21 protein-coding genes are annotated in these 22,010 nt (G+C 44.2%); 13 read left to right on the top strand and 8 right to left on the bottom strand.

Going from position 1 to position 22,010, the window contains the following annotated elements; all coding sequences use genetic code 11:
- Positions 1 to 23 precede the first annotated feature (23 nt).
- The 5 genes from AAGR14_RS14995 to AAGR14_RS15015 all read left to right on the top strand — a co-directional run bounded on the left by AAGR14_RS14995 (position 24) and on the right by AAGR14_RS15015 (position 6,197).
- Complete coding sequence (locus AAGR14_RS14995) at positions 24 to 773, top strand: 3'-5' exonuclease (RefSeq protein WP_342645044.1); 750 nt, start codon at positions 24 to 26, stop codon at positions 771 to 773.
- Between the two features lie 33 nt (positions 774 to 806).
- On the top strand, positions 807 to 2,537 hold the full coding sequence (locus tag AAGR14_RS15000) for an ABC transporter ATP-binding protein (protein ID WP_342645045.1): 1,731 nt from the start codon (positions 807 to 809) through the stop codon (positions 2,535 to 2,537).
- 103 nt (positions 2,538 to 2,640) lie between these two features.
- On the top strand, positions 2,641 to 4,779 hold the full coding sequence (rnr, locus tag AAGR14_RS15005; protein ID WP_342645046.1) for a ribonuclease R: 2,139 nt from the start codon (positions 2,641 to 2,643) through the stop codon (positions 4,777 to 4,779).
- A 21-nt stretch (positions 4,780 to 4,800) separates the two neighbouring features.
- A complete protein-coding gene (locus AAGR14_RS15010; protein WP_342645047.1) occupies positions 4,801 to 5,775 on the top strand; it encodes a polyprenyl synthetase family protein in 975 nt (324 codons plus the stop codon).
- Positions 5,776 to 5,777: 2 nt separating this feature from the next.
- Complete coding sequence (locus AAGR14_RS15015; RefSeq protein ID WP_342645048.1) at positions 5,778 to 6,197, top strand: energy transducer TonB; 420 nt, start codon at positions 5,778 to 5,780, stop codon at positions 6,195 to 6,197.
- Between the two features lie 55 nt (positions 6,198 to 6,252).
- On the opposite strand, the gene rpmA is transcribed toward AAGR14_RS15015, so the two are convergent.
- From rpmA to AAGR14_RS15035, 4 genes are all read right to left on the bottom strand, one after another.
- Complete coding sequence (rpmA, locus tag AAGR14_RS15020) at positions 6,253 to 6,666, bottom strand: 50S ribosomal protein L27 (protein ID WP_342645049.1); 414 nt, start codon at positions 6,664 to 6,666, stop codon at positions 6,253 to 6,255.
- A gap of 46 nt (positions 6,667 to 6,712) precedes the next feature.
- A complete protein-coding gene (gene rplU / locus AAGR14_RS15025; protein WP_342645050.1) occupies positions 6,713 to 7,021 on the bottom strand; it encodes a 50S ribosomal protein L21 in 309 nt (102 codons plus the stop codon).
- 106 nt (positions 7,022 to 7,127) lie between these two features.
- Positions 7,128 to 7,634 (bottom strand): hypothetical protein, encoded by a 507-nt coding sequence (locus tag AAGR14_RS15030; RefSeq protein WP_342645051.1) that lies wholly within the window; start codon positions 7,632 to 7,634, stop codon positions 7,128 to 7,130.
- Between the two features lie 139 nt (positions 7,635 to 7,773).
- Positions 7,774 to 9,165, bottom strand: a complete 1,392-nt coding sequence (locus AAGR14_RS15035) for a dicarboxylate/amino acid:cation symporter (protein ID WP_342645052.1) — start codon at positions 9,163 to 9,165, stop codon at positions 7,774 to 7,776.
- A 61-nt stretch (positions 9,166 to 9,226) separates the two neighbouring features.
- Here AAGR14_RS15035 and AAGR14_RS15040 point away from each other — a divergent pair, with 61 nt between their 5' ends.
- The 4 genes from AAGR14_RS15040 to AAGR14_RS15055 are packed head-to-tail and all read left to right on the top strand — an operon-like array spanning position 9,227 to position 11,420.
- Positions 9,227 to 9,751: a hypothetical protein gene (locus AAGR14_RS15040; protein WP_342645053.1), complete on the top strand. Its 525-nt coding sequence runs from the start codon at positions 9,227 to 9,229 to the stop codon at positions 9,749 to 9,751.
- A gap of 49 nt (positions 9,752 to 9,800) precedes the next feature.
- Positions 9,801 to 10,298 (top strand): RNA polymerase sigma factor, encoded by a 498-nt coding sequence (locus AAGR14_RS15045; protein ID WP_342645054.1) that lies wholly within the window; start codon positions 9,801 to 9,803, stop codon positions 10,296 to 10,298.
- Positions 10,285 to 10,875: a hypothetical protein gene (locus tag AAGR14_RS15050; RefSeq protein WP_342645055.1), complete on the top strand. Its 591-nt coding sequence runs from the start codon at positions 10,285 to 10,287 to the stop codon at positions 10,873 to 10,875. The genes AAGR14_RS15045 and AAGR14_RS15050 overlap by 14 nt, the downstream gene beginning before the upstream one ends.
- Positions 10,876 to 10,898: 23 nt before the next feature.
- On the top strand, positions 10,899 to 11,420 hold the full coding sequence (locus AAGR14_RS15055; RefSeq protein ID WP_342645056.1) for a GNAT family N-acetyltransferase: 522 nt from the start codon (positions 10,899 to 10,901) through the stop codon (positions 11,418 to 11,420).
- A 53-nt stretch (positions 11,421 to 11,473) separates the two neighbouring features.
- On the opposite strand, the gene fabF is transcribed toward AAGR14_RS15055, so the two are convergent.
- Both fabF and AAGR14_RS15065 read right to left on the bottom strand, forming a co-directional pair.
- Positions 11,474 to 12,712, bottom strand: a complete 1,239-nt coding sequence (gene fabF, locus AAGR14_RS15060; RefSeq protein ID WP_342645057.1) for a beta-ketoacyl-ACP synthase II — start codon at positions 12,710 to 12,712, stop codon at positions 11,474 to 11,476.
- Between the two features lie 116 nt (positions 12,713 to 12,828).
- Complete coding sequence (locus AAGR14_RS15065; protein ID WP_342645058.1) at positions 12,829 to 13,776, bottom strand: Smr/MutS family protein; 948 nt, start codon at positions 13,774 to 13,776, stop codon at positions 12,829 to 12,831.
- 141 nt (positions 13,777 to 13,917) lie between these two features.
- On the opposite strand from AAGR14_RS15065, the gene AAGR14_RS15070 reads away from it, so the two are divergent.
- Entirely contained in the window at positions 13,918 to 14,577 is a 660-nt protein-coding gene (locus tag AAGR14_RS15070; RefSeq protein WP_342645059.1) for a phosphatase PAP2-related protein, read from the top strand.
- Positions 14,578 to 14,627: 50 nt separating this feature from the next.
- On the opposite strand, the gene AAGR14_RS15075 is transcribed toward AAGR14_RS15070, so the two are convergent.
- The gene (locus tag AAGR14_RS15075; RefSeq protein WP_342645060.1) at positions 14,628 to 14,987 is read right to left on the bottom strand and encodes a hypothetical protein; all 360 of its coding nucleotides are present in this window, start codon (positions 14,985 to 14,987) and stop codon (positions 14,628 to 14,630) included.
- Positions 14,988 to 15,124: 137 nt separating this feature from the next.
- Between AAGR14_RS15075 and AAGR14_RS15080 the strand changes: the two genes are divergently transcribed.
- Positions 15,125 to 15,865: a class I SAM-dependent methyltransferase gene (locus AAGR14_RS15080; RefSeq protein WP_342645061.1), complete on the top strand. Its 741-nt coding sequence runs from the start codon at positions 15,125 to 15,127 to the stop codon at positions 15,863 to 15,865.
- Between the two features lie 218 nt (positions 15,866 to 16,083).
- Positions 16,084 to 17,583 (top strand): malate:quinone oxidoreductase, encoded by a 1,500-nt coding sequence (locus AAGR14_RS15085; RefSeq protein ID WP_342645062.1) that lies wholly within the window; start codon positions 16,084 to 16,086, stop codon positions 17,581 to 17,583.
- Positions 17,584 to 17,681: 98 nt separating this feature from the next.
- Here AAGR14_RS15085 and AAGR14_RS15090 read toward each other — a convergent pair whose 3' ends face one another.
- Positions 17,682 to 18,788 (bottom strand): spore photoproduct lyase family protein, encoded by a 1,107-nt coding sequence (locus tag AAGR14_RS15090; RefSeq protein WP_342645063.1) that lies wholly within the window; start codon positions 18,786 to 18,788, stop codon positions 17,682 to 17,684.
- Between the two features lie 181 nt (positions 18,789 to 18,969).
- Between AAGR14_RS15090 and AAGR14_RS15095 the strand changes: the two genes are divergently transcribed.
- Positions 18,970 to 21,810, top strand: coding sequence for a prolyl oligopeptidase family serine peptidase (locus tag AAGR14_RS15095; protein WP_342645064.1), 2,841 nt, complete (start codon positions 18,970 to 18,972; stop codon positions 21,808 to 21,810).
- The last annotated feature ends 200 nt before the right edge of the window (positions 21,811 to 22,010 follow it).

A 22,010-nucleotide genomic window follows, 5' to 3' on the forward strand; every position in this document is an offset into this window, starting at 1 on the left:
TGTATTAATAAATTAAGGCAAATATGCTGGAACATCTGGAGTGGAATAATGTGATGGTGATAGATATCGAAACGGTACCGCAGTACAGCAGTTTTGACCAGGTACCGCATCACATGCAGGAGTTGTGGGATAAAAAGACCCAAAAGCAGCGCCCTCCCGACGAAAGTCCGGCCGAGTTTTACAAATGTGCCGGTATACAAGCCGAGTTTGGCAAAATCATCTGCTTGTCGGCTGGAGTATTCACCAAAAACGGCGATTTCAGAATAAAATCTTTTGCTTCGCATGATGAGGCATCTCTACTCCGCAAATTTTCGGATATGCTGGCCAACCGCTCGCCAAAATTGATACTGTGCGGCCACAATGCTAAAGAATTTGATATACCTTACATTTGCCGCCGTTTGCTTATCAATGGCATCCAACTGCCGGCCCAACTCCATATCTCCGGCAAAAAGCCATGGGAAATATGCCACCTGGACACGATGGAGCTCTGGAAATTCGGTGATTTTAAAAACTATACCTCACTTAATTTACTGGCAGCTATATTTGGTATCCCTACCCCTAAAGACGACATTGACGGCAGCCAGGTAGCCCATGTATACTGGATTGATAATCAGCTGGAACGCATTTGTAACTATTGCCAAAAAGATGTAATTACTACCGCCCAAGTACTTAAACGCTTTAAAGGCGAGCCATTACTCACCCCAGAACAGATAACGGTTGTTGACCAGGAACTAAACTCGCCTATAAACTTCGGTTCTTTTAACGCTAATTAAGTATATTGAGCCACTAAGTTTGCCTGGCACTGTATGCTTGAAATCAGTAATTTAAAAGTTCAGTTTCGCACATCCAACGGATGGTTTGAGGCGGTTAAAGGCATTTCCTTTAACCTGGCTAAAGGGCAAACGTTAGGTATTGTGGGCGAATCCGGCTCGGGCAAATCAGTCACAGCGCTCACCCTGATGCGTTTGCTCGACGAGCAGCACACTCAAATTTCGGGCGAGATCCGGTTTGACGGCATGGATTTACGGCAGGCATCCGAAAAAGAAATGCAGGCCCTGCGCGGCAACCGCATAGCCATGATTTTTCAGGAGCCCATGACCTCGCTTAACCCGGTGATTACCTGTGGCAAGCAGGTTAGCGAGGCTATCAGGCTACACCGTAAACTTAGCAAAGCAGAAGCAAAAAAAGAGGTCATTGATTTGTTCAATGAGGTGCAGTTACCCCGCCCCGAAGCTATGTTTGACAGCTACCCGCACCAACTATCGGGAGGGCAGCGGCAACGGGTAATGATAGCGATGGCTTTATCGTGTAATCCCGAAATGCTGATTGCCGACGAGCCTACCACCGCCTTAGATGTAACCGTACAAAAGACTATTATTGATTTACTGCTTAGGCTGAAGGCCGAGCGCCAAATGAGTTTACTGTTTATCTCGCACGATTTAGGTGTCATTAGTCAGATTGCCGACGAAGTTTTGGTAATGTATAAAGGTAATGTGGTTGAACAAGCCCCGGTAAAAGATATATTTTTAAGCCCGCAACATCCCTATACCCACGGCTTGCTGGCCTGCCGGCCTTCTGTAACGCAGCCGCTCAAAAAGCTACCCGTCATCGGCGATTTTATGCATGTTGATGTTCACGGGCAGCTCAGCGGCACCGGCATGGCAGTTAACAGCATCCGGGAACAATTTTCTTATCTGCCTGATGAAGTTGACCAACGCCGCCAGATACTTTACCAACAAGCGCCACTGCTTAAAGTAGAAAACTTATGCACTTGGTATCCGGTTAAATCCGGCTGGTTTGGTGGCTCAAAGCAATACGTAAAAGCCGTTGACGACATCAGTTTTGATGTCTTCCCTGGCGAAACATTGGGATTAGTGGGCGAATCGGGCAGCGGTAAAACCACTTTGGGCCGCAGCATATTACGGTTGATCGAGCCTACCGCTGGCAACATCACTTTTAAAGGTGCCAACCTGCGGGAGCTTAACGCTGCCGAACTAAGGCAGATGCGCAAACATGTTCAAATCATTTTTCAGGATCCTTACTCTTCCCTCAATCCTCGGTTTACCATTGGTCAGGCACTGATGGAGCCTATGCAGGTTCATAACCTGTATAACAACGACACCCAGCGCAAAAAAAAAGTACTGGAGCTATTACAGCGGGTAAGCTTATTGCCTGAGCATTTTAACCGTTACCCTCACGAGTTTTCGGGTGGGCAACGGCAACGGGTGGTTATTGCACGGGCGTTAGCCCTGGAGCCCGAATTTATTATCTGCGATGAATCGGTATCAGCGCTGGATGTATCGGTACAGGCGCAAATACTTAATTTATTAAGGCAGTTGCAGCAGGATTTAGGCCTCACCTACATATTTATCTCGCACGATTTATCCGTCATCAGGCATATATCCGACCGCATCATGGTGATTAACAAAGGCCGGATGGAAGAGATTGCCGATACTCATGAGCTATTTACTTATCCGCAAAGTGCTTACACAAAAAAACTGATTGCCTCTATCCCCCAAATCAGTATTACGCAATAAATTTTTCAACTTTATACGGTGCTGATTGTTAAATTCAATACTCACCGGCCGTGCTCATAACTTTACAAGTGTTATGTATATTAGCGGCATTACCTTTTGCTAAATGGCTAACAAGAAAAATATAAATAATTCTGTTAAACAAGTACTCACCCAGTTGGTACTGGACGTATTTGAGCAGAATGCGACCGAAACGCTTAATTACAAACAAGTATCTTCTAAACTCAATATCCGCGAACCTGAATCGCGCGAAACTATACTGGAAATTTTAAAGGACGAGGCGCGTAATAACGTCTTACAAGAAGTATCTCCCGGCAAATTTAAAGTGCTTGAACTTAAAACGTTTGTTGAAGGGCGGGTAGATATGACCAATGACGGCTCTGCCTTTATTGTGACCGACGACGAGTTTGAAAATGACATTTACGTAGCGCCGCGCAAGGTACGTACCGCGCTGAATGGCGACCGTGTAAAGGTTTATGTATACGCTAAAAATAAAGGCAAACGTAAAGAAGGCGAAGTGGTTGAGATCATTAAGCGCGCCAAAATGGAGTTTACCGGTATTGTAAAACTGTCGGAAAGGTTTGCATTTTTTATACCCGATGACCGTAAGATGCTGCATGACATCTTTATCCCGATAAGCGACCTGAATGGAGCCAAAAACGGGGTGAAAGCCATTGCCGAAATTACCGATTGGCCGCCACAGGCAAAAAACCCGATTGGCCGTGTAAAAACTATTTTAGGCACCCAGGGCGAAAATGATACCGAGATGAACGCCATCCTGGCCGAATACGGTTTCCCGCTATCATTTCCACCTGAGGTAGAGCGTGATGCAGAAGCTATATCCGACGTTATCTCGGAAGAAGAAATCAGCAAGCGGCGCAATTTCAGGGATACGCTAACATTTACCATCGACCCTTTTGATGCTAAAGATTTTGACGATGCTATATCCTACAAAAAGCTGGAGAATGGGAATTTTGAAATTGGTGTTCATATTGCCGACGTAGCCCATTACATCATCCCAGACTCGGCATTGGATAAAGAAGCTTTTGAGCGCGGCACCTCAGTTTACCTAGTAGACCGTGTAATACCAATGCTGCCGGAACGACTGTCTAATGGGTTATGTTCGCTTCGTCCGCACGAAGACAAATTATGTTTTGCAGCTGTGTTTGAAATGGATGAATCTGGCAAGGTGCTTGACCAGTGGTTTGGCAAAACCATCATCCACTCTAACCGCCGTTTTACATACGAAGAGGTGCAGGAGATAATTGAAACCGGCCAAGGCGACTATGTACAAGAAATACAGCAGTTGAATGCCATTGCTTATAAACTACGCGACGCTAAATTTAAGAATGGTGCCATCAGCTTTGAGAGCACCGAGGTTAAATTTAAACTGGACGAGCAGGGCAAACCTGTAGGCGTATACGTTAAAGAACGCAAAGATGCCCATAAATTGATTGAAGATTTTATGCTGCTGGCCAACCGCAAAGTGGCCGAATTTGTGAGCAAAAAAGGCAAAGGCAAAAAGAAATACACCTTTGTTTACCGCGCTCACGACGCACCTAACCCCGAAACCCTGGGCAACTTTGCGCAGTTTGCGGCTCGGTTTGGTTACAAAATCAGCATGAAATCTGACCGGGACATTGCCCGCTCGTTAAACCATTTGATGCATGATGTGGAGGGCAAAAAGGAACAAAATGTATTAACCCAACTGGCCATACGCTCTATGGCAAAGGCTGTGTATACCACCAAAAGCAGCAGCCACTACGGCTTGGCATTTGACCATTACACTCACTTTACCTCGCCCATACGTCGTTACCCCGACGTGATGGTGCACCGCTTGCTGTTCCATTACCTCAACGGTGGTGAATCGGCCAATGCAGAGCATTACGAGGTACTGTGTAAGCACAGTTCAGACATGGAAAAGAAAGCTGCTGACGCCGAACGTTCATCAATTAAATATAAACAAGCCGAATATTTGCAAGACAACATTGGCACCGAATATAACGGCGTTATCTCCGGCGTTACTGAATGGGGCATGTATGTACAGATTATTGAGAATAATTGTGAAGGAATGGTACGGTTACGTGATATATCAGACGACTTTTATACCTTAGACGAGAAAAACTACGCCATTATCGGGCAACGAAAAAAGAAAGTATATCAGTTGGGTGATGAAGTCCGGATTAAGGTAAAAAACGTAGATCTTACTAAAAAGCAAATCGACTTTTCGCTGGTGCTGGATTAACCAGACCGCCGGCCTACTTTTATGAACAAAATACAAGATTTACAGTTGCTGATTGAAAAAGCAGTCAGCAACCTCAACTACCCTGCCTCTCCTGCCGAATTATACGAGCCTATCACCTACATCTTGTCTGTTGGCGGCAAACGTATGCGCCCTGCCCTGTTGCTTATGGCCTGCGATCTATTTGGCGGAAACGTAGAGGCCGCACTAAACCCCGCACTGGCCATAGAGGTATTTCACAACTTTACCCTGGTGCATGATGACATTATGGATAATGCACCATTACGCCGCGGCAAAGCCACCGTACACGAAAAGTGGAACACCAACATCGGCATCCTCTCGGGCGATGTAATGCTGGTTGAAGCTTATAAGCTGATGATGCAGGTAGAAACCCCTATACTGCGCCAGGTGCTTACCATATTCAGCAATACAGCCGTCGGAGTTTGCGAAGGCCAGCAAATGGACATGAACTTTGAGCTTCAAAACGAGGTGGCCATTGATGACTACCTGACCATGATTACCCTGAAAACGGCCGTCCTGTTAGGTGGAGCACTAAAAATAGGCGCTCTGATTGGCGGTGCCGGCGATGCCGATGCCGACTCACTGTGCACATTTGGTGAGCAGTTGGGCACAGCCTTCCAGCTCCAGGACGACATTCTGGATGTTTACGGCGATCCGGATAAGTTTGGCAAACAGGTAGGCGGCGACATCATTTCCAACAAAAAAACATTTTTACTCATCAAAGCACTGGAACTGGCCGAAGGTGATGCCAAAAAGGAGCTGAATCGCTGGCTGCAGACTACCGATTTTGATAACACTGAAAAGGTAACTGCCATTACTAACTTATACAACCAGTTAGACGTTAGAAAGCACGCTGAAAAAGCCATGCAAACCTTTGCCGAGCAAGCGTTTACTGCCCTTAACCAGTTAAGCCTGCCGGAAGAAAGAAAGCAATACCTGCGGAATTTTGCTGACAGCTTGCTGATTAGAGAAAAATAAGGATGAATAAGAAATTTACCTATCTGTTAGCGCTGGCGCTGGGTTGCTGCCTCAGCGTAAAAGCACAAATTCATTCGGCACCACCTTCAAGCACTGATAGCGTTTTTCGCCGGGTTGATCAGCTTCCGCAGTTTCCTGGAGGCATTAAAGCTTATTACCAGTATTTAACAACCTCATTAAGATACCCAAAGGCAGCGTATGATAAACGCTTAGAAGGCCGCACCGATGTAGCTTTGATTATTGAGCGTGATGGTACGGTAACCGGAGTAAAAGTAAAAAATAGCAGCGGATCGGAGGATTTGGACGCGGAAGCTGTGAGAGTAATTTCTAAGTCTCCGAAGTGGGTGCCGGGTGTACAGAACGGAAAGACCGTTCGGGTTGCCTATATGCTTCCCATCGTTTTTTCACTAAAAAAGCCATAAATAAAAAGGCTTGCATACTTATGCAAGCCTTTTTATTTATAATATTTAACTGAGCTTATTCAGCTACAACTTCTTCACCTTCAGTAGCAGTTTCAGCTTTAGGAGCTTCTTCTACAGGAGCAGCAACTGGCTGAGCTGTACCGTTAGCTGGTTTAGCAGCAGCTTCAGTTTGTACGTTTACTACAGGTTTTGCTTCAACAGCAACCTCAGCAGTTTCGTAAGGTAATACCGACACGTATGAACGGTCATCACCCTTCTTTTTGAATACTACCTGACCGTCAATTAAAGCAAATAAAGTATGGTCGCGGCCAATGCCTACGTTAAGACCCGGATTATGACGGGTACCACGCTGACGAACGATGATGTTACCGGCAATAGCAGGCTGACCACCAAAAATCTTGATACCTAAACGTTTACTATGCGATTCGCGGCCGTTTTTGGAACTACCCGCACCTTTTTTGTGAGCCATGTTTTAATATTTTATCAAAGCTTTCGGCTTTGCGTTAAACCTTCAATTATAATGTAATGCCTGTGATGGCTATTTTAGTGAACTGCTGACGGTGACCGTTTTTCTTTTTGTAACCTTTTCTTCTTTTCTTTTTGAAAACAAGAACTTTTTCACCTTTTACATGAGACACTATTGTTGCTGATACTTTAGCACCTTGCAGAGCGCTACCTAACGAAAATTTACCGTCGTTTTCAGCTAACAATACTTTGTCAAATTCAATACTAGCGCCTTCATCTCCCTGTAAGCGGTGTACAAAGATTTGCTGGTCTTTTGCAACTTTAAATTGCTGTCCGGCTATATCTACTATTGCGTACATTGTTTGTTAATTAAATTGTTTAAAATTTTGAGGTGCAAATATAAGCATCATCTTACAAATAAGCAATACTGCATTAGTATATAATTGTGGCTTCTTTGCGCCTTAATTATTTTTTCATAAGCTCTTCACGCTCGTCAAGTTTCATTTGTATCTCTTTGATTAAGCGCATGTTAGCATCCTTCAACTGCGGATCACCGGCGTATGAGGCATCGAACAACACCTTCTTGGTCTTGTTTTTATAAACAAATTCCATCAAATACTTGGGTGCCTTGTCCTTACCGGTGCCAAAGCCATCCCCTTCTTCTTTTTCCGGAAAGTTCCAAAAACCTAAATCGGCCGCTTTGCGGTGCAGGTACAACAGGTCGTCTTTAGTGAGGTGTAACTCCATATTTTTGATGGCACCGCTACGTGTTAAGTACTGGTAAGCCCCGGTTTTAGAGTTGTATTTATTTTTGAGTGTATCGCCGGTACCATATTCCAAACGCAAGTACTGAAAATCAGAAAAACGATAAGGCGCGTTTTTAATCATCATGCCATAATAGTAAGCGCAATACAGCAGAATAGGCACTACAACGGTCAGTGCAAAAAATATCTTCTTGGTTTTATCGGACATGAGGAGCTAATGAGTGAATTTTGAATGAGTGGATGAGTGAATATTTTAAGCACAAAAGTAACAGTTTTCGAAAATTTTAATGTTTCACTTTTGCCATATTAAAAACGAACGAACAAATTAAAGCATGATAAAAAGTTCGTTAATACAAACCACTTTCATTGCCTTTCAGCTCTCCTTCCCACTTGCTTACCACAGCAGTAGCCATAGCATTACCTAACACGTTGGTAGCCGAGCGGCCCATATCCAGTAATGGGTCAATACCAATTAACAGCGCTAAACCTGCTTCGGGGATGTTAAACATGGCAATGGTTCCGGCAATAACTACTAATGAGGCACGCGGTACACCAGCAATGCCCTTACTGGTTAGCATAAGTACCAGCAGCATAGATAACTGCTGACCAAAAGCTAAGTGGATACCGTATGACTGAGCCAAAAACAGTGATGCGAAGGTCATGTACATCATAGAGCCGTCCAGGTTAAAAGAATAACCCAAGGGCAGTACAAAGCTTACAATCTTGTTGTTACAGCCAAAGCGCTCCAACTCCATCAGTATGCGCGGATAGGCCGCCTCGCTGGTTGATGTACTAAAGGCAATTAGCATGGCATCTTTAATACGGTTAACCAGGTTAAACACCCGGGTACGCAAAACAAAGAAACCAGCTAGTATTATAACCAGCCAAAGTACAATCAACGAAAAATAAAACTCGCCTATAAAGATGGCATAGGTAGACAGAATACCCAAGCCCTGCCGCGCTACTACAGCGGTAATAGCACCAAACACCGCTAAAGGCGCAGCCAGCATTACGTAGCTGGTAACCTTTAAAATAACGTGTGCAAAGGCATCCATGGCCTTTACTACAATTTCACCTTTTTCGCCTATGGCAGCGGTGGCTATACCAAAAAACAAGGCAAACACTACAATCTGTAAAATCTCATTGTTAGCCATGGCCTCAAAAAAGCTTTTCGGAAACACGTGTGTAATAAAATCACGCAGGGATAAAGCAGCTTTTTGTATACCACTACTTAAATGACTATCTGGCAATGGTATATGCATCGATTCGCCTGGTTTAAAAAAATTAACCAGCACCATACCCAATAATAACGAAACCAGCGTGGCACTTAAAAACCACACCATAGTTTTGCCGCCAATGCGGCCAACCGCCTTTACATCGCCCACCTTAGCCACGCCTACCACCAGCGTAGTAAACACCAGCGGGGCCACAATCATTTTAATAAGGCGTAAAAATATATCACTTAGTATGCTAAAACCTACCAGTTTATCTTCGCGGGTGGTGTCACTTTCTTTACGGGCCTTTACTACGGCAATACGTTCTTTTTTCAAACCGGCATACTCAGTAACCGTAGTATCGGTTAACTGCACCAGGCGTGTGTCAATAGTTTTAACTTTGGCATCGGCAGCGGTAATTTCGCTGTTATATTGGTTTATGACGTAAACGTTGTACAGGTAACCAGTAATAACGCCGGCCACCAGTGCAATAAAAATAAAAAGGGTAAGTTTACTTTGTTTCATGAAACGGATTAAACAGCTAAACTACAACTTATTACTATTTTGCTAAAATTTAAGTAGAGGGATGGGGATAAATACCTATAATTTACAGTCGGTAAAAAAAGAGTTACAGCATATGAGCAGCAGTCAGTTAACTGATTTGTGCCTGCGCCTGGCTAAATACAAAAAGGAGAACAAAGAGCTATTATCTTACCTGCTTTTTGAAGCGGGTAACGAAGCAGGATACATCCAGGGCATTAAAGAGGAAGTAGAAGACCTTTACAAAACGCTGCCTAACCATAGTTATTACCAGGCTAAGTTGCTGCGCAAAATTTTAAAACTGGTTGCTAAACACGCCAAGTTTATGGCATCCAAACCGGCGGAGATTGACCTGCTGATGCATTTTTGTGAGCAATATTTAAACCGCATCGAAAAAAAGATTACTTACAAACCCTTACGGCAGTTGCTAAGCAAACAGCTGGAAAAAGCTGGAAAAATGATTAGTGCGCTGCACGAAGACCTGCAGTTTGATTACCGGACTGATTATGAAAAACTGGTTACCCGCGCTGCCGAAACCATGACCTGGATAAATAAACACGATTATGTGTAACAAACTACACCTTCGGCACATCTAAACCATACAACTTAATACTACATCAGTGGCTGATAAAGATGCTGCCTTCAGGCAGATATTTGAATCGAACTCAAAAAAAATTTTCCGCCTTTGTTACGGTTACACCGGAGACGAAGACGCGGCCCACGACCTGCTCCAGGAAACCTTTGTGAAGGTTTGGCAAAACCTGAACAAGTTTCGTAATACGGCCATGATTTCGACCTGGATATACCGTATTGCAGTAAATACCTGTTTAACCTATTTGCGGTCGGAAAAGCGACAGGCCAAAGAAGAACTGACGCCCTACCTGGCCGAAACCCGTAAAGAAGAACTATCAGAAAAAAACGAACAAGTAGCCTTGCTATATAAGTGTATAGCCAAGCTCGAAGAATCAGAAAGGATTATTATTACCATGGTGCTTGATGAAGTGCCTTATCCGGAGATTGCCGAAATTTCGGGTATCTCCGAAGGAAATCTACGTGTAAAGATTTATCGTATAAAACAGAAGCTAACCGATTTATATAATCATTATGAAAGACTTTGAACACCTGCTATCGGTTTGGCAAGAACAACCAAAGCAACCCCGGCTTTCGGTAGATGATGTGCTGAAACAGGTAAAAAAGGGAATTAACAAACTGGGGATACAGGTTTATTACAGTATTATTGCCACCATCGTAGCCATCGCCTTTACGGCGGGCTTAACGCTTTTTGCCGTGTTTGAGCAACGCATGAGCTATATTGGTTTGTTTGTATTGTTGTTTGGCATGATAGCCTATCTTATTTTACAAATAGGCGATTACCGCACTATCCATAAACACGATGTTACCCTCAACCCGGCTGCTTATCTAAACGACTTAAAAGAGTACCAAAAACGCAGGGCTTACTTAAACGGAAGATTCTATTATGTATTTGCCGTGATGATTTCATTGGGCATATCATTGTATACCATTGAGGTGTTTGAGAACAAGCCTATCGTGTTTCGCATTGTATATTACAGCTTTTGCATCCTCACTGTGTTGTTTACCACTTTTTATTTAAGGAGCCGTTTTATTGAGCGCGAAGAGAAAAAAGTGAGCTACCTGATTGAACGGCTGGAACGCCTGCAGGCACAATTTGAATAACGCTTTGTGTTACCTTTGCCGCCATGACACCAGCTATTAATATGGTAAAAGTAACCGAGGCTGATATAGCAATGCTAAGCACGATCAGCCGCGAAACATTTTTTGCAGCTTTTTATTATTTAAATAACGCTGATGATATGGAGGCTTATGCTGCGTCATCTTTCAGCCATCAAAAGCTATCAGCAGAACTGCGAGCGCCCGGCGCCGAATTTTACTTTGCGATGCTGGATGGTGAAGTGGCCGGCTTTATAAAAATAAACACCGGCGAAGCGCAAAATGAGTATAAGCAAGATAACAGCCTGGAGATTGAACGGCTGTATGTACTGGCTAAACATCAAAACAAAAAACTGGGCAGGCAAATGCTAAACTTTGCATTTGATAAAGCTGCAGATAAAAAAGTTGACTTTATATGGCTGGGCGTTTGGGAGCACAACCTGCGGGCCATTAAACTTTATGAGAGCCTTGGCTTTACCCACTGCGGCAGCCACGATTTTATGTTGGGCACCGACCGGCAAACAGACCTGCTGCTAAAAAGAGCCATATAATACAAAAGCCCCAGGGTTATAAAGTTAAACTGGGGCTTTGTATTTTAAGCGTTTTAAACTTTTTTAAACACCACCACCGCGTTGTGACCACCAAAGCCGAATGTATTGCTCAAAGCTACATCAACAGGCTTTTCCTGTGCTTGTCCGGTTATAATGTTTAGTCCCTCAGGAATTTGCGGATCAAGTTGGCGGGTATTGATGGTAGGCGGCACAACACCGTTCATCACCGCTTTTACCGAGATGATAGCCTCGATGGCACCTGCCGCGCCCAGTAAATGGCCCGTCATGGATTTGGTTGCGCTTACCGATAAACGTTTACTATCACCAAAAGCCGCGTAAATGGCTTTAGCTTCGCTGATGTCGCCCACCGGGGTTGACGTGGCATGGGCGTTCAGATAATCAACTTCATGGTGGTTTAAGCCTGCATCCTGCAAGGCCAGTTCCATGGCTTTTATGGCCCCTTTGCCTTCGGGATGGGTAGCCGTAATATGGTAGGCATCACCGGTCATGGCGGCTCCGGCAACTTCGGCATAAATGGTAGCGCCGCGTTGTACGGCATGCTCATATTCTTCCAGCACCAACACACCGGCACCTTCGCCCATCATAAAACCGTCGCGCTCCACATCAAACGGGCGTGAAGCCGCCTGCGGGTCGCTGTTACGGGTAGATAGTGCTTTGAGCGCATTGTAACCACCCATGGAAGCTGGTGTGATAGGCGCATCGGCACCACCGGTAATAATAATTTTGGCTTTGCCCCAACGGATGTAATTCAGGGCATCCATCATAGCGCTGTTAGCACTGGCACAGGCTGTAACCGTGGTAAAGTTTACCCCCATCAAACCGTATTTGATAGAAATTAATCCGGCGGCCATGTTTACCAGCGTTTTAGGGATAAAAAACGGGTTAAAATGCGGTTCGCCTTTGGCAGCGTACTCTTCTACCTGCTCCTCAAAGGTTTGCATACCGCCCTGCGCCGAGCCAAATATTACGCCCACATCATAAGGCGACATGCCAGCGATATCAAAACCTGATTCTTTAATGGCTTGGTCGGCCGCAATGAGTGCATACTGGGTATATAGGTCATTGCGCTTAATTTCGTTACGGTCCAGGTATTGCAAAACGCTAAAATCGTCGGGCATTTGCGCTGCGAATTGCGTTTTAAACTTTTCTGCATTAAAACGGCTGATGGGTCTTGCCCCGCTCCTGCCATTTTTAATATTGTCCCAAAAGGTATTTAAATCATTTCCCAACGATGAGACTACGCCCATGCCGGTAATAACAACTCTCTTCATAAATTATTAATGGCCGCTGCTGCTTGTGACAGGCTGGCCGGATGTTTAGCTTATTCTGACAGAAATGATTAGCCTGTTTGCCAACCCGCTGTGGTTTAAAAGGTGCAAATATAGAACTACTTTAAAATTACTTTAGTGGCGCCGTAACCAAATTTTTCTTTACGGGCATCCATAAAGGTTTGTACTTTATGATGCTTGCTTAATTGCTTGTGCAGTTCGTGTTTTAAAATGCCGTTACCTGCACCGTGTATAAAAGTAATTTCGGGCAGTTGGTGTACAATGGCGGCATCCAGAGCCTTTTTAAAATGATCGAGCTGTAGGCGTAAAATTTCGGCACTATTAATAAACTGGTAGTCGTCCCGCAGTTTTTCAATATGCAGGTCTACTTCTTTTTGAGGTTTATCTACCTGTTGCTTTTCGGCTGCAGGCTTAAAAAAGCTTTCTTTCAGCTTTTCGGCGTTTATAACCACTTCGGGTTGGTCGAGCCGGATGAGCCAGCCCTGCTGTTTAATTACCGGTAACGGTTTTTTGGCATCGGCAAAATCTTTAGCCTTAAATTTCTCGCTAAAAGTTAGCGGTGGCTGCGGTTTTATATCCTGTGCGGTAAAAAACAAAACCTGAATGTTAAATTTAGGCCATAACTGTAAATCAGCCAGTTGAGCGGAGTAAATAGCTGCTGCCGATCCCGGATTAATAATACCGGCATACTCTCCTTTAAATTGTTGTTTTTCGGTAGTCAGCGTAATGAGTAGCTGGTACGAAGTATCATTAATTACGTTAAAATGCACTACCGATGCTGCCCGGGCATCACTTAGCACACCCAAATAAACACCATTGCTTTTAAAAGCTGATGCATCAACAACCGGCATAGCGGTAGCCTGCCCAGCACCTGTTTGTGCCGACGAATGATGGCCATGTACAGTAGTTACCTTACTGGCCAATACCGGAATCTCAAAATCATCATCACCGGTTACGCCTATCATCTCCTCATCGAAAATGCGGGTAACGTAACCTTCCCTCTTCTCTTCAACAAAGCGAACAAAATCGCCGAGCTTGTATTTCATGGTATAAATATTTCGGGTGCAAAAGTAGTGTAATAAATGGTACAGTTTTTAGGCTCTAACAGTTTATTAATAATCACATTAAAATGATTTAACATATTAAACTAAAGCATTACTTTTGCAATCCTATTTTTATTTTAAACGGTGAACCGAAGCGAATCTGTATCTTTTAAAAAAAACTGGAAAGCCGCCTGGGGCTCTGTATCACAACGCACGCTGATGCTTACGGGTTCGGCTGTGGTTGCGGTCATCCTGTCGGCCATGCCATTTTTCTTTAAACACATTGAGTTAAGGCCGGGCATACAAATACACGATTTTGTATTGTCGCGCATCCCTGCGCACAACGTATCGTTGTTTATATTCTTAATTATATGGAGTATGGGTTTGCTTACGCTCGTTAGGGCTATTCAAACTCCTGGTGTGTATGTACGCTATATTTGGCTATACAGTTTAATATGCCTCACCCGTTTGTTAACTATTACCCTGGTTCCGCTGGCACCGCCTGCCGGTTGGCTCGAACTGGTTGACCCTTTAACCGGCGTATTTTACGGGCACTCAATCATCACTAAAGATTTGTTTTACTCGGGTCATACATCTACCCTGGTAGCTATGTATTTTTGTTTGCCTAAAAAGTCAGACCGGATATTGGCTGTACTGGCTACAATAATAGTGGGATGCCTTTTACTGGTACAACACATACATTACACTATTGACGTGCTGGCTGCACCGGTGTTTGTTTACCTGCTTAACCAGGTGGTTAAATCAACAATCTTTATCAACAAAGGCTCTAATGCTTCTAAATAAAACAACAATGGCTTTCAGAATACTGAAAGCCATTGTTGTTTAAATGAGTTTTATAAGCCTTTATCCCGTTTCAAGACCATATTATAGTCAAGGCCCTGGTAATTGATTTTGAGGTTAATGGAGTCGGCAGATACCCTACCCACATGGGTAACGGTTTCGCCGTTAAGATCCGCTTTAAAAGTGAGCATATCTTTCTCAAGTTTACCCTGCTCAATAGGTACAACACCTACAGGCGTTTCGGCAGTGCCGGTTACCTTGCTGCCTTCTGTCTTAAATTGGTAACTTACGGATACATCCCGGCCGTTATAATCAATAACTCCCCTCCACTTACCGTTAACATCTGCTGCAATGAGGCAGAAGAGCACTCCGCAAATACAGAGTACAATAGCATTAAAAATTTTTGTGTTCATTAGGTTTAATTGGTTGTACACTAAGTTAAAACAAAATAAATCATACAACGAAATATATTTGCTAACACCTTGATTAATTTAAATAAGCGATCCAACCGATTGCTGTAACACAGATTTTAAAAGAAGCCATTTTTATTATGAAAGATAATTTTTCGACCCGGTCTGATTTATATGCTAAGTTTAGACCGACTTATCCTGATGGGCTGTTTGCGTTCCTACTGTCGCAGGTTTTGCACCGGGAAAACGCCTGGGATTGCGGTACAGGCAACGGGCAGGTTGCCGGACAGTTAGCTACGTATTTTAAGCAGGTTTACGGCACCGACATTAGCCAGCAGCAACTGGATAACGCGGTACAACTGCCAAACATAACTTACTCCAAACAACCGGCCGAACAAACCAATTTTACCGCTAACAGCTTCGATTTAATTGTAGTGGCCCAAGCCATTCATTGGTTTAAGTTTAACGAGTTTTACGCCGAGGTTAAACGTACGCTGAAGCCTGGTGGTGTGCTGGCAGTAATGGGATACGGCGTAATTAGCATTACGCCAAAAGTTGATGCGGTAGTAAACAAATTATACAGTAACATTATCGGCCCTTTTTGGGATACAGAGCGCAGGTATATTGATGAAAATTATCAAACAATTCCTTTTCCGTTTGAGGAATTGACTTTTCCGCAATTCACAATTAATCAGCACTGGACAGTTCAGCATTTAATCGGGTATCTCGAAACATGGTCGGCCGTGAAGCATTACCAGAAACAGAACGGCACTAATCCGGTAAACCTGATTAAAGATGAACTAATAGAAGCCTGGGGTAAACCAATGGAACGGCAAATCACATTCCCGGTACTGCTTCGAGTAGGTAAAACCACTGCCTGAAGCGTAGCCTATTACATTAATGGCTGTTTAAAGGGCAAACAAATATTTGCAAAAACTATTACTAACAGAACCACAGTGGGTTGTTTTGTGGCTATTTATAAATTTTAATAATGTTAAGTTATTTTTTTTGTAAATTTTATGATTTAAATCAAATTAACTCACCATTTTAATGAAGTACAACGTAAATTGCGCATACATTTGCACCGTTCAAATTAAAAATGACTAACACCGAAAATACTCAGAAATCTGCAACTGATGTGGTACTAATTGGCGCCGGCATTATGAGCGCCACATTGGGCATCATGCTAAAAGAACTGCAGCCCGATCTCACCATTGAAATATTTGAAAGGCTGGACGTAATGGCGGCCGAAAGCTCGGACGCGATGAACAACGCCGGTACGGGGCACTCTGCATTTTGCGAATTAAACTACACGCCGCAGTTGCAGGATGGCTCGGTAGATATTTCAAAAGCTATTAAGATTGCTGAGCAATTTGAGGTTTCAAAGGAGTTTTGGTCATTCTTGATTGAATCACAGATTATTAAATCGCCAAAATCCTTTATTTACCCGGTGCCACACATGAGTTTTGTTTGGGGCGAGAGCAACGTCTCTTACCTAAAGAAACGTTACGAGGCACTGGTAAAACACCACTTTTTTAAAGATATGCAGTACTCGGATGATGCTGCAAAATTAAAAAGCTGGATACCGCTGGTGATGGAAGGCCGCGACCCGAACGAAAAAGTATCGGCCAACCGTATGGATTTAGGTACCGACGTAAACTTTGGCGCCTTAACCAACAGCCTGTTTAACTATCTGAAACAGCAGCCTGGTGTTAGCCTGCACCTGCAGCACGAAGTGCGCGATTTAACACGCGCTAAAGACCAAAACTGGGGCGTACGTGTGAAAGACCTGGCCACTGGTGCCAAGCGGAAGCTTAATGCAAAGTTTGTGTTTGTTGGCGCCGGCGGCGGTGCACTGCACTTACTGCAAAAATCGGACATACCAGAAAGCAAAGGCTTTGGTGGTTTCCCGGTAAGCGGCCAGTGGCTGGTTTGCCATAATCCACAGGTGATTGACCAGCACCAGGCTAAAGTGTATGGTAAAGCCTCGGTAGGTTCGCCGCCTATGTCGGTACCTCACTTGGATACCCGGATGATTAATGGCAAACGAGCTTTATTGTTCGGCCCGTATGCAGGCTTTTCTACCCGTTTCTTAAAACAAGGCTCATTGCTGGATTTGTTTACCTCTATTAAGCCAAGCAACATCTTCCCGATGATGAAGGCCGGTATTGATAATATTCCGCTTACCAAGTATTTGATTAGCCAGGTTACACAATCTGAGGATGACCGTTTGGCTGCCTTGCGTGACTATTTCCCGAACGCTAAAAAAGAAGATTGGGATTTAGATATTGCAGGCCAGCGCGTGCAGGTAATTAAAAAAGACCCTAAACGTGGCGGTGTGCTTGAGTTTGGTACCGAAGTGGTAACCGCTGCTGACGGTAGCATTGCAGCCTTATTGGGTGCATCTCCTGGCGCTTCAACCTCTGTATCTATCATGATACAGCTCATTGAACGCTGCTTTAAAGCGCAGGCACAAACCCCTGAATGGAAAGAAAAATTAAAACACATGATTCCGTCTTACGGACAGTCATTATCTAAAAATACCGAACTGGCCGTGCAAACACGTGAGCGTACCAGTAAGGTATTGGATTTGGTATAATAACGCGACAAGCATCGACTAAAGACATCATAAAAACGCCTTACTCTGTTTAATTAGAGTAAGGCGTTCTGCTTTACAGGTGAAACTGAAATTGACTGTTACGTCCAGTACAAAGTTTTGCTTTGTGGAAACCGCTGCTGTATCTGCTGCTCAAAAAAACTTTTCATATAAGTCATCTGCTCGCGGGTATACACATATTTTATACCGCCAAATTTGTTACGCTTAGTTGAGCGCGTACTTTCTTCCATATCTAAACTGGTGTTAGGGTACCAACTCATCAATATATCTTTAGACCCCAGTGTAAAACGGTGTGTAATTAACTCAAAGGTCAAGTCGGTTTGAAAGTTCAAGGCCTGCTGCAGTTCTTCAAATAAATCTATATAAGCTTCTTCCCAGTTAGGAATGGGCATAATGGGTGCCAGCACCACACCAATTGGGTAACCGCCTCCGCCCTGCGCCTTAGGCAGGGCCATTTGCCGTAACGCCTGTATACGCGCTTTTACACCGGGCGTGCCGCCTTCTAATCGCCTTGCCACCGCATCAGCATTTAAACTGCATCTAAAACGTGTACGGCCGTTGTGGTTAAGATTGATTAATGAGTTTACCGCATCAAACTTCGTCACAAAACGTAGATGACTCATCGGTCGGCTGCCGAAAAACTCGATAGTTTTAGCAAGACCGCCGGTGATGTGTTCAAGACTGAGAGGATCGGTATAGCAACTTGCCTCATAGGAGGTAATCTGATTAAGCCGCTCATATTTAATTGTGTTTTCTAAAATTGCCGGAAGATTGGCAAACACCCTGATGGTTGGCGGCCCTTGTAAACTACCGGCCAGATAACAGTATTGGCAATGCGCCGGGCAACCTTCGGCTAAATGAAACTGCCAATCGGCCGAGGGCGGGATGGGCCTCAAGTTAAAGGCGCTTTTGGGTGCGTTAACAACAGCTAAAGTATTTTTGGCTATTTTATAAGTTTCGCGGTCTGTAGCACCACGCAAACCAGTTATCCGGTTGTTTTTAACTAAATCTATGTTTAAGTTGAGACTTTCGGCACGTTTCAGTATTTCCTGACCGTAAGGCTCATCTAAGGCGTCGGGTGTAAAAACTATTCGTTTAGGCATCCAGGCTTTATATCCTGCACGATTAACGGTTTCTATTATTTTCGCTTCCTCATCAATCTGCTCTAGCACGTTTAACAACTCCATGTATTATGCTATACAAAGAGTATTCCACTATTAGTTGATTAGTTAGTTTCTTGTATCTTAACCTCTTCCACTGCTCAACTAATTAACCAACCAACCTCTCCTGTAACTTTTTCATCACTACCTTTAATAATAGCTGGTTTTTACGCATTTTTAGTTGCTATTGACTTAATTCAACAAATAAATGCGTAAAATTTTACTGTTAAGCTTGTTTTCGGCAAGTGCATTGGGCGCTTTCGCTCAATCAGCTTCCAAAAAGCCGCTCGACCATTCGGTTTACGACGGTTGGCAAACCGTGACCAATCAAAATATAACCAATAATGGCAAGTGGGTAATTTATGTGGTTAAACCCCAGCAGGGCGATGCCAGCATGGTAATTACAACAGCCAAAAACACTAACAAAATTTTGGTACCCCGGGCAGATACGGCCCGCTTTACCAGCGATTCTAAATATGCCGTGTTTTTGATCAGGCCATTTTACGCCGCTACCCGAACGGCCCGCATCAAAAAGAAACGTCCGGACGAGATGCCTAAAGACACCTTAGGCTTTATGTTGCTGGGCAACCAGGCCATTACTAAAGTACCGGGTGTGCGATCTTTCAAAATGGCCGAACGGGCTCCGGTAATTGCTTATCTGGCACCATCCGACACCGTGCGTAAACCAGCAGCCGGTGATACCAGCAAAAGAGCTATTGCCACCACCATTGCACCACCTACCCGCGAAGGTGCCGACCTTACTATTAAGCAATTGCTCAACGGCAAGCAACGCACCTTTAAATATGTAACCGAATACCAAATTAGCAAAGATGGAAAAACACTGGCTTATGCTGTCACAGCTCCGCGTCGGTCGAAAGAGGTAAAATCAGGTGTATATTTATACGATATTGAAAAAGATGCTGTAAAACTTCTGAGTAGCGGCCGCGGTACTTACCGTAACCTGGTGTTTGACGACGCCGGACAACAATTGGCTTTTACAGCCGAGAAAAATCCTGAAAAGGCACCTGTTAAACCTTTTAAACTATATTACTACAATACTGGTAGGGATAGCGCTATGGCTATTGCAGGCCCTAATATGGCAGGCATTACTCCTAAATGGTCGGTAAGTGGCGATGGCCGGGTATATTTTAGCAAAAGCGGCGCTAAACTGTATTTTGGTACGGCGCCTATTCCTAAACCGATAGATACTACGCTGGTAGATTTTGAAACAGCAAAACTGGATATCTGGAATTACAAGGACGACTACCTGCAGCCGCAGCAGCTTAAAACCCTGCAGCGCGATTTACGCCGCAGCTACGTAGCTGTTATACGCCCAGACGATGCTAACGCCAAAGCAGTTCAGTTGGCCGACCAGTACATTGAAAGCATATCGCAGCCCATGGGTAACGATTCGCGCTATGCTTTAGGTGTTACCGACACCGGAGCCCGCGTGCAGGCCCAGTGGGAAGGCAGCAGCAACCAGGAAGCTTATTTGATTGATACCAAAACCGGTGAGCGCAAAAAAATAATGGGCCGTACCAAAGCCCGGTTTATGTTTAGCACCGGCGGCAATTACATTGTTTGGTTTGATAGTAAAGACCAGAATTATTACAGCTATAGCCTGGCCACCGGTAAAAAAGTAAATTTGACTAAAGCTACCGGCGTTAAAATGGGAGAAGAAGATAACGACGTACCCGATGATCCGAATGCGTATGGTTTAGCTGGCTGGACTGCCGGAGATAAAAACGTGTTAGTTTACGACCGGTACGACATCTGGAGCATTGACCCCGAAACAGGTAAGGCCGTAAACTTTACTAATGGAGCAGGGCGTAAAAACCACTTCATATTCAGGTACCCAATGCCGGGTGGCCGTTTCGCAGCGATGTCTGGCGGCGATGATGATGATAAGTTTATCCCGACTAAAAAACCGCTATGGCTGCTTACTCAAAACGAAAATAATAAGCAATGGGGGTATTACAAACAATCGTTCGGATCTGCTAAAGCGCCTGAAAAAATTGTAACAGCGCCCTACAGCTACAGCATGCTTACCAAAGCTAAGAACGCTGATGTATACATTTACACCAAGCAAAGTTTTGATAAATCGCCGGACCTGTATGTCTCTGCCGACTTAAAAAAAGAAACTAAATTAAGCGCTATTAATCCACAACAATCGCAGTATAACTGGTTTACTGCCGAGCTGGTTGAGTGGACTACGCCTAAAGGTTATAAGTCGAAGGGTGTTTTATACAAACCTGAAAACTTTGACCCAAATAAAAAATACCCGATGCTGGTGTATTTCTACGAAAAGGTTTCTGAAACTATTTATGGCTATCAGTCACCTGCACCTACGCCGTCGCGCCTGCCTATCTCCTATTTTGCCAGCAATGGTTATTTAGTGTTTACGCCGGATATCAGCTATGAGGTAGGACATCCGGGCGCATCAGCAGTAGAGTTTATTAATTCGGGTGTCGAAGCCTTGAAGAAAAACCCGTGGGTTGATGGCAAACATATTGGTATACAAGGCCAAAGCTGGGGCGGCTACCAGGTTGCATATTTGATTACCCAAACCGACATGTATGCCGCAGCCTGGGCAGGTGCACCCGTAGCCAATATGACATCGGCTTATGGCGGTATCCGTTGGGAAAGTGGTGTAAACCGCCAGTTTCAGTACGAGAAAACCCAGAGCCGTATCGGTGCTACCCTATGGGAAAAGCCCGAACTGTATATTGAAAACTCTCCTATTTTCCAGTTTCCGAAAGTGCACACCCCTGTGGTGGTAATGTCTAACGATGCTGACGGCGCTGTGCCGTGGTATCAGGGTATTGAAATGTTTACTGCACTACGCCGCTTAAATAAACCTGTATGGCTGCTGCAATACAATAACGAGGCACATAACCTGATTGAACGCCGCAACCGCAAGGATATCACTATCCGCGAGGCGCAGTTTTTTGATCACTTCTTAAAAGGCGCCCCAATGCCGGTTTGGATGTCGACAGGCGTACCTGCCGTTGACAAAGGCCGCGACTGGGGTCTGGCGTTAAGTAAATAGATGATTGATTGAATGTCAGATTGATTAAATGATGTGCCAATTTGTGAATTGGTGATTTAGTGAATGAGTGATTGGATCAAATCCAATCACTCATTTTATTTTCAGGATACTTAGTTTGGCATGAATAGGTTTCACACCTTTGATAATGAGCCGTTTAACCTACTAAGTATCGCTTATGACCAAAAGAATTAAAGAGCTTC

The sequence above is a fragment of the Mucilaginibacter sp. CSA2-8R genome (genome assembly GCF_038806765.1).
GTDB lineage: Bacteria > Bacteroidota > Bacteroidia > Sphingobacteriales > Sphingobacteriaceae > Mucilaginibacter.

Bases quoted from the DNA above. Each gene is read 5' to 3' on its own strand.
- rnr (WP_342645046.1), top strand. From the start codon at position 2,641: ATGGCTAACAAGAAAAATATAAATAATTCTGTTAAACAAGTACTCACC.
- AAGR14_RS15050 (WP_342645055.1), top strand. From the start codon at position 10,285: ATGAAAGACTTTGAACACCTGCTATCGGTTTGGCAAGAACAACCAAAG.
- fabF (WP_342645057.1), bottom strand. From the start codon at position 12,712: ATGAAGAGAGTTGTTATTACCGGCATGGGCGTAGTCTCATCGTTGGGA.
- AAGR14_RS15055 (WP_342645056.1), top strand. From the start codon at position 10,899: ATGACACCAGCTATTAATATGGTAAAAGTAACCGAGGCTGATATAGCA.
- AAGR14_RS15035 (WP_342645052.1), bottom strand. From the start codon at position 9,165: ATGAAACAAAGTAAACTTACCCTTTTTATTTTTATTGCACTGGTGGCC.
- AAGR14_RS15080 (WP_342645061.1), top strand. From the start codon at position 15,125: ATGAAAGATAATTTTTCGACCCGGTCTGATTTATATGCTAAGTTTAGA.
- AAGR14_RS15095 (WP_342645064.1), top strand. From the start codon at position 18,970: ATGCGTAAAATTTTACTGTTAAGCTTGTTTTCGGCAAGTGCATTGGGC.
- rpmA (WP_342645049.1), bottom strand. From the start codon at position 6,666: ATGGCTCACAAAAAAGGTGCGGGTAGTTCCAAAAACGGCCGCGAATCG.
- AAGR14_RS15065 (WP_342645058.1), bottom strand. From the start codon at position 13,776: ATGAAATACAAGCTCGGCGATTTTGTTCGCTTTGTTGAAGAGAAGAGG.
- AAGR14_RS15090 (WP_342645063.1), bottom strand. From the start codon at position 18,788: ATGGAGTTGTTAAACGTGCTAGAGCAGATTGATGAGGAAGCGAAAATA.
- AAGR14_RS15075 (WP_342645060.1), bottom strand. From the start codon at position 14,987: ATGAACACAAAAATTTTTAATGCTATTGTACTCTGTATTTGCGGAGTG.
- AAGR14_RS15015 (WP_342645048.1), top strand. From the start codon at position 5,778: ATGAATAAGAAATTTACCTATCTGTTAGCGCTGGCGCTGGGTTGCTGC.
- AAGR14_RS15000 (WP_342645045.1), top strand. From the start codon at position 807: ATGCTTGAAATCAGTAATTTAAAAGTTCAGTTTCGCACATCCAACGGA.
- AAGR14_RS15085 (WP_342645062.1), top strand. From the start codon at position 16,084: ATGACTAACACCGAAAATACTCAGAAATCTGCAACTGATGTGGTACTA.
- AAGR14_RS15040 (WP_342645053.1), top strand. From the start codon at position 9,227: ATGGGGATAAATACCTATAATTTACAGTCGGTAAAAAAAGAGTTACAG.
- AAGR14_RS15010 (WP_342645047.1), top strand. From the start codon at position 4,801: ATGAACAAAATACAAGATTTACAGTTGCTGATTGAAAAAGCAGTCAGC.
- rplU (WP_342645050.1), bottom strand. From the start codon at position 7,021: ATGTACGCAATAGTAGATATAGCCGGACAGCAATTTAAAGTTGCAAAA.
- AAGR14_RS14995 (WP_342645044.1), top strand. From the start codon at position 24: ATGCTGGAACATCTGGAGTGGAATAATGTGATGGTGATAGATATCGAA.
- AAGR14_RS15030 (WP_342645051.1), bottom strand. From the start codon at position 7,634: ATGTCCGATAAAACCAAGAAGATATTTTTTGCACTGACCGTTGTAGTG.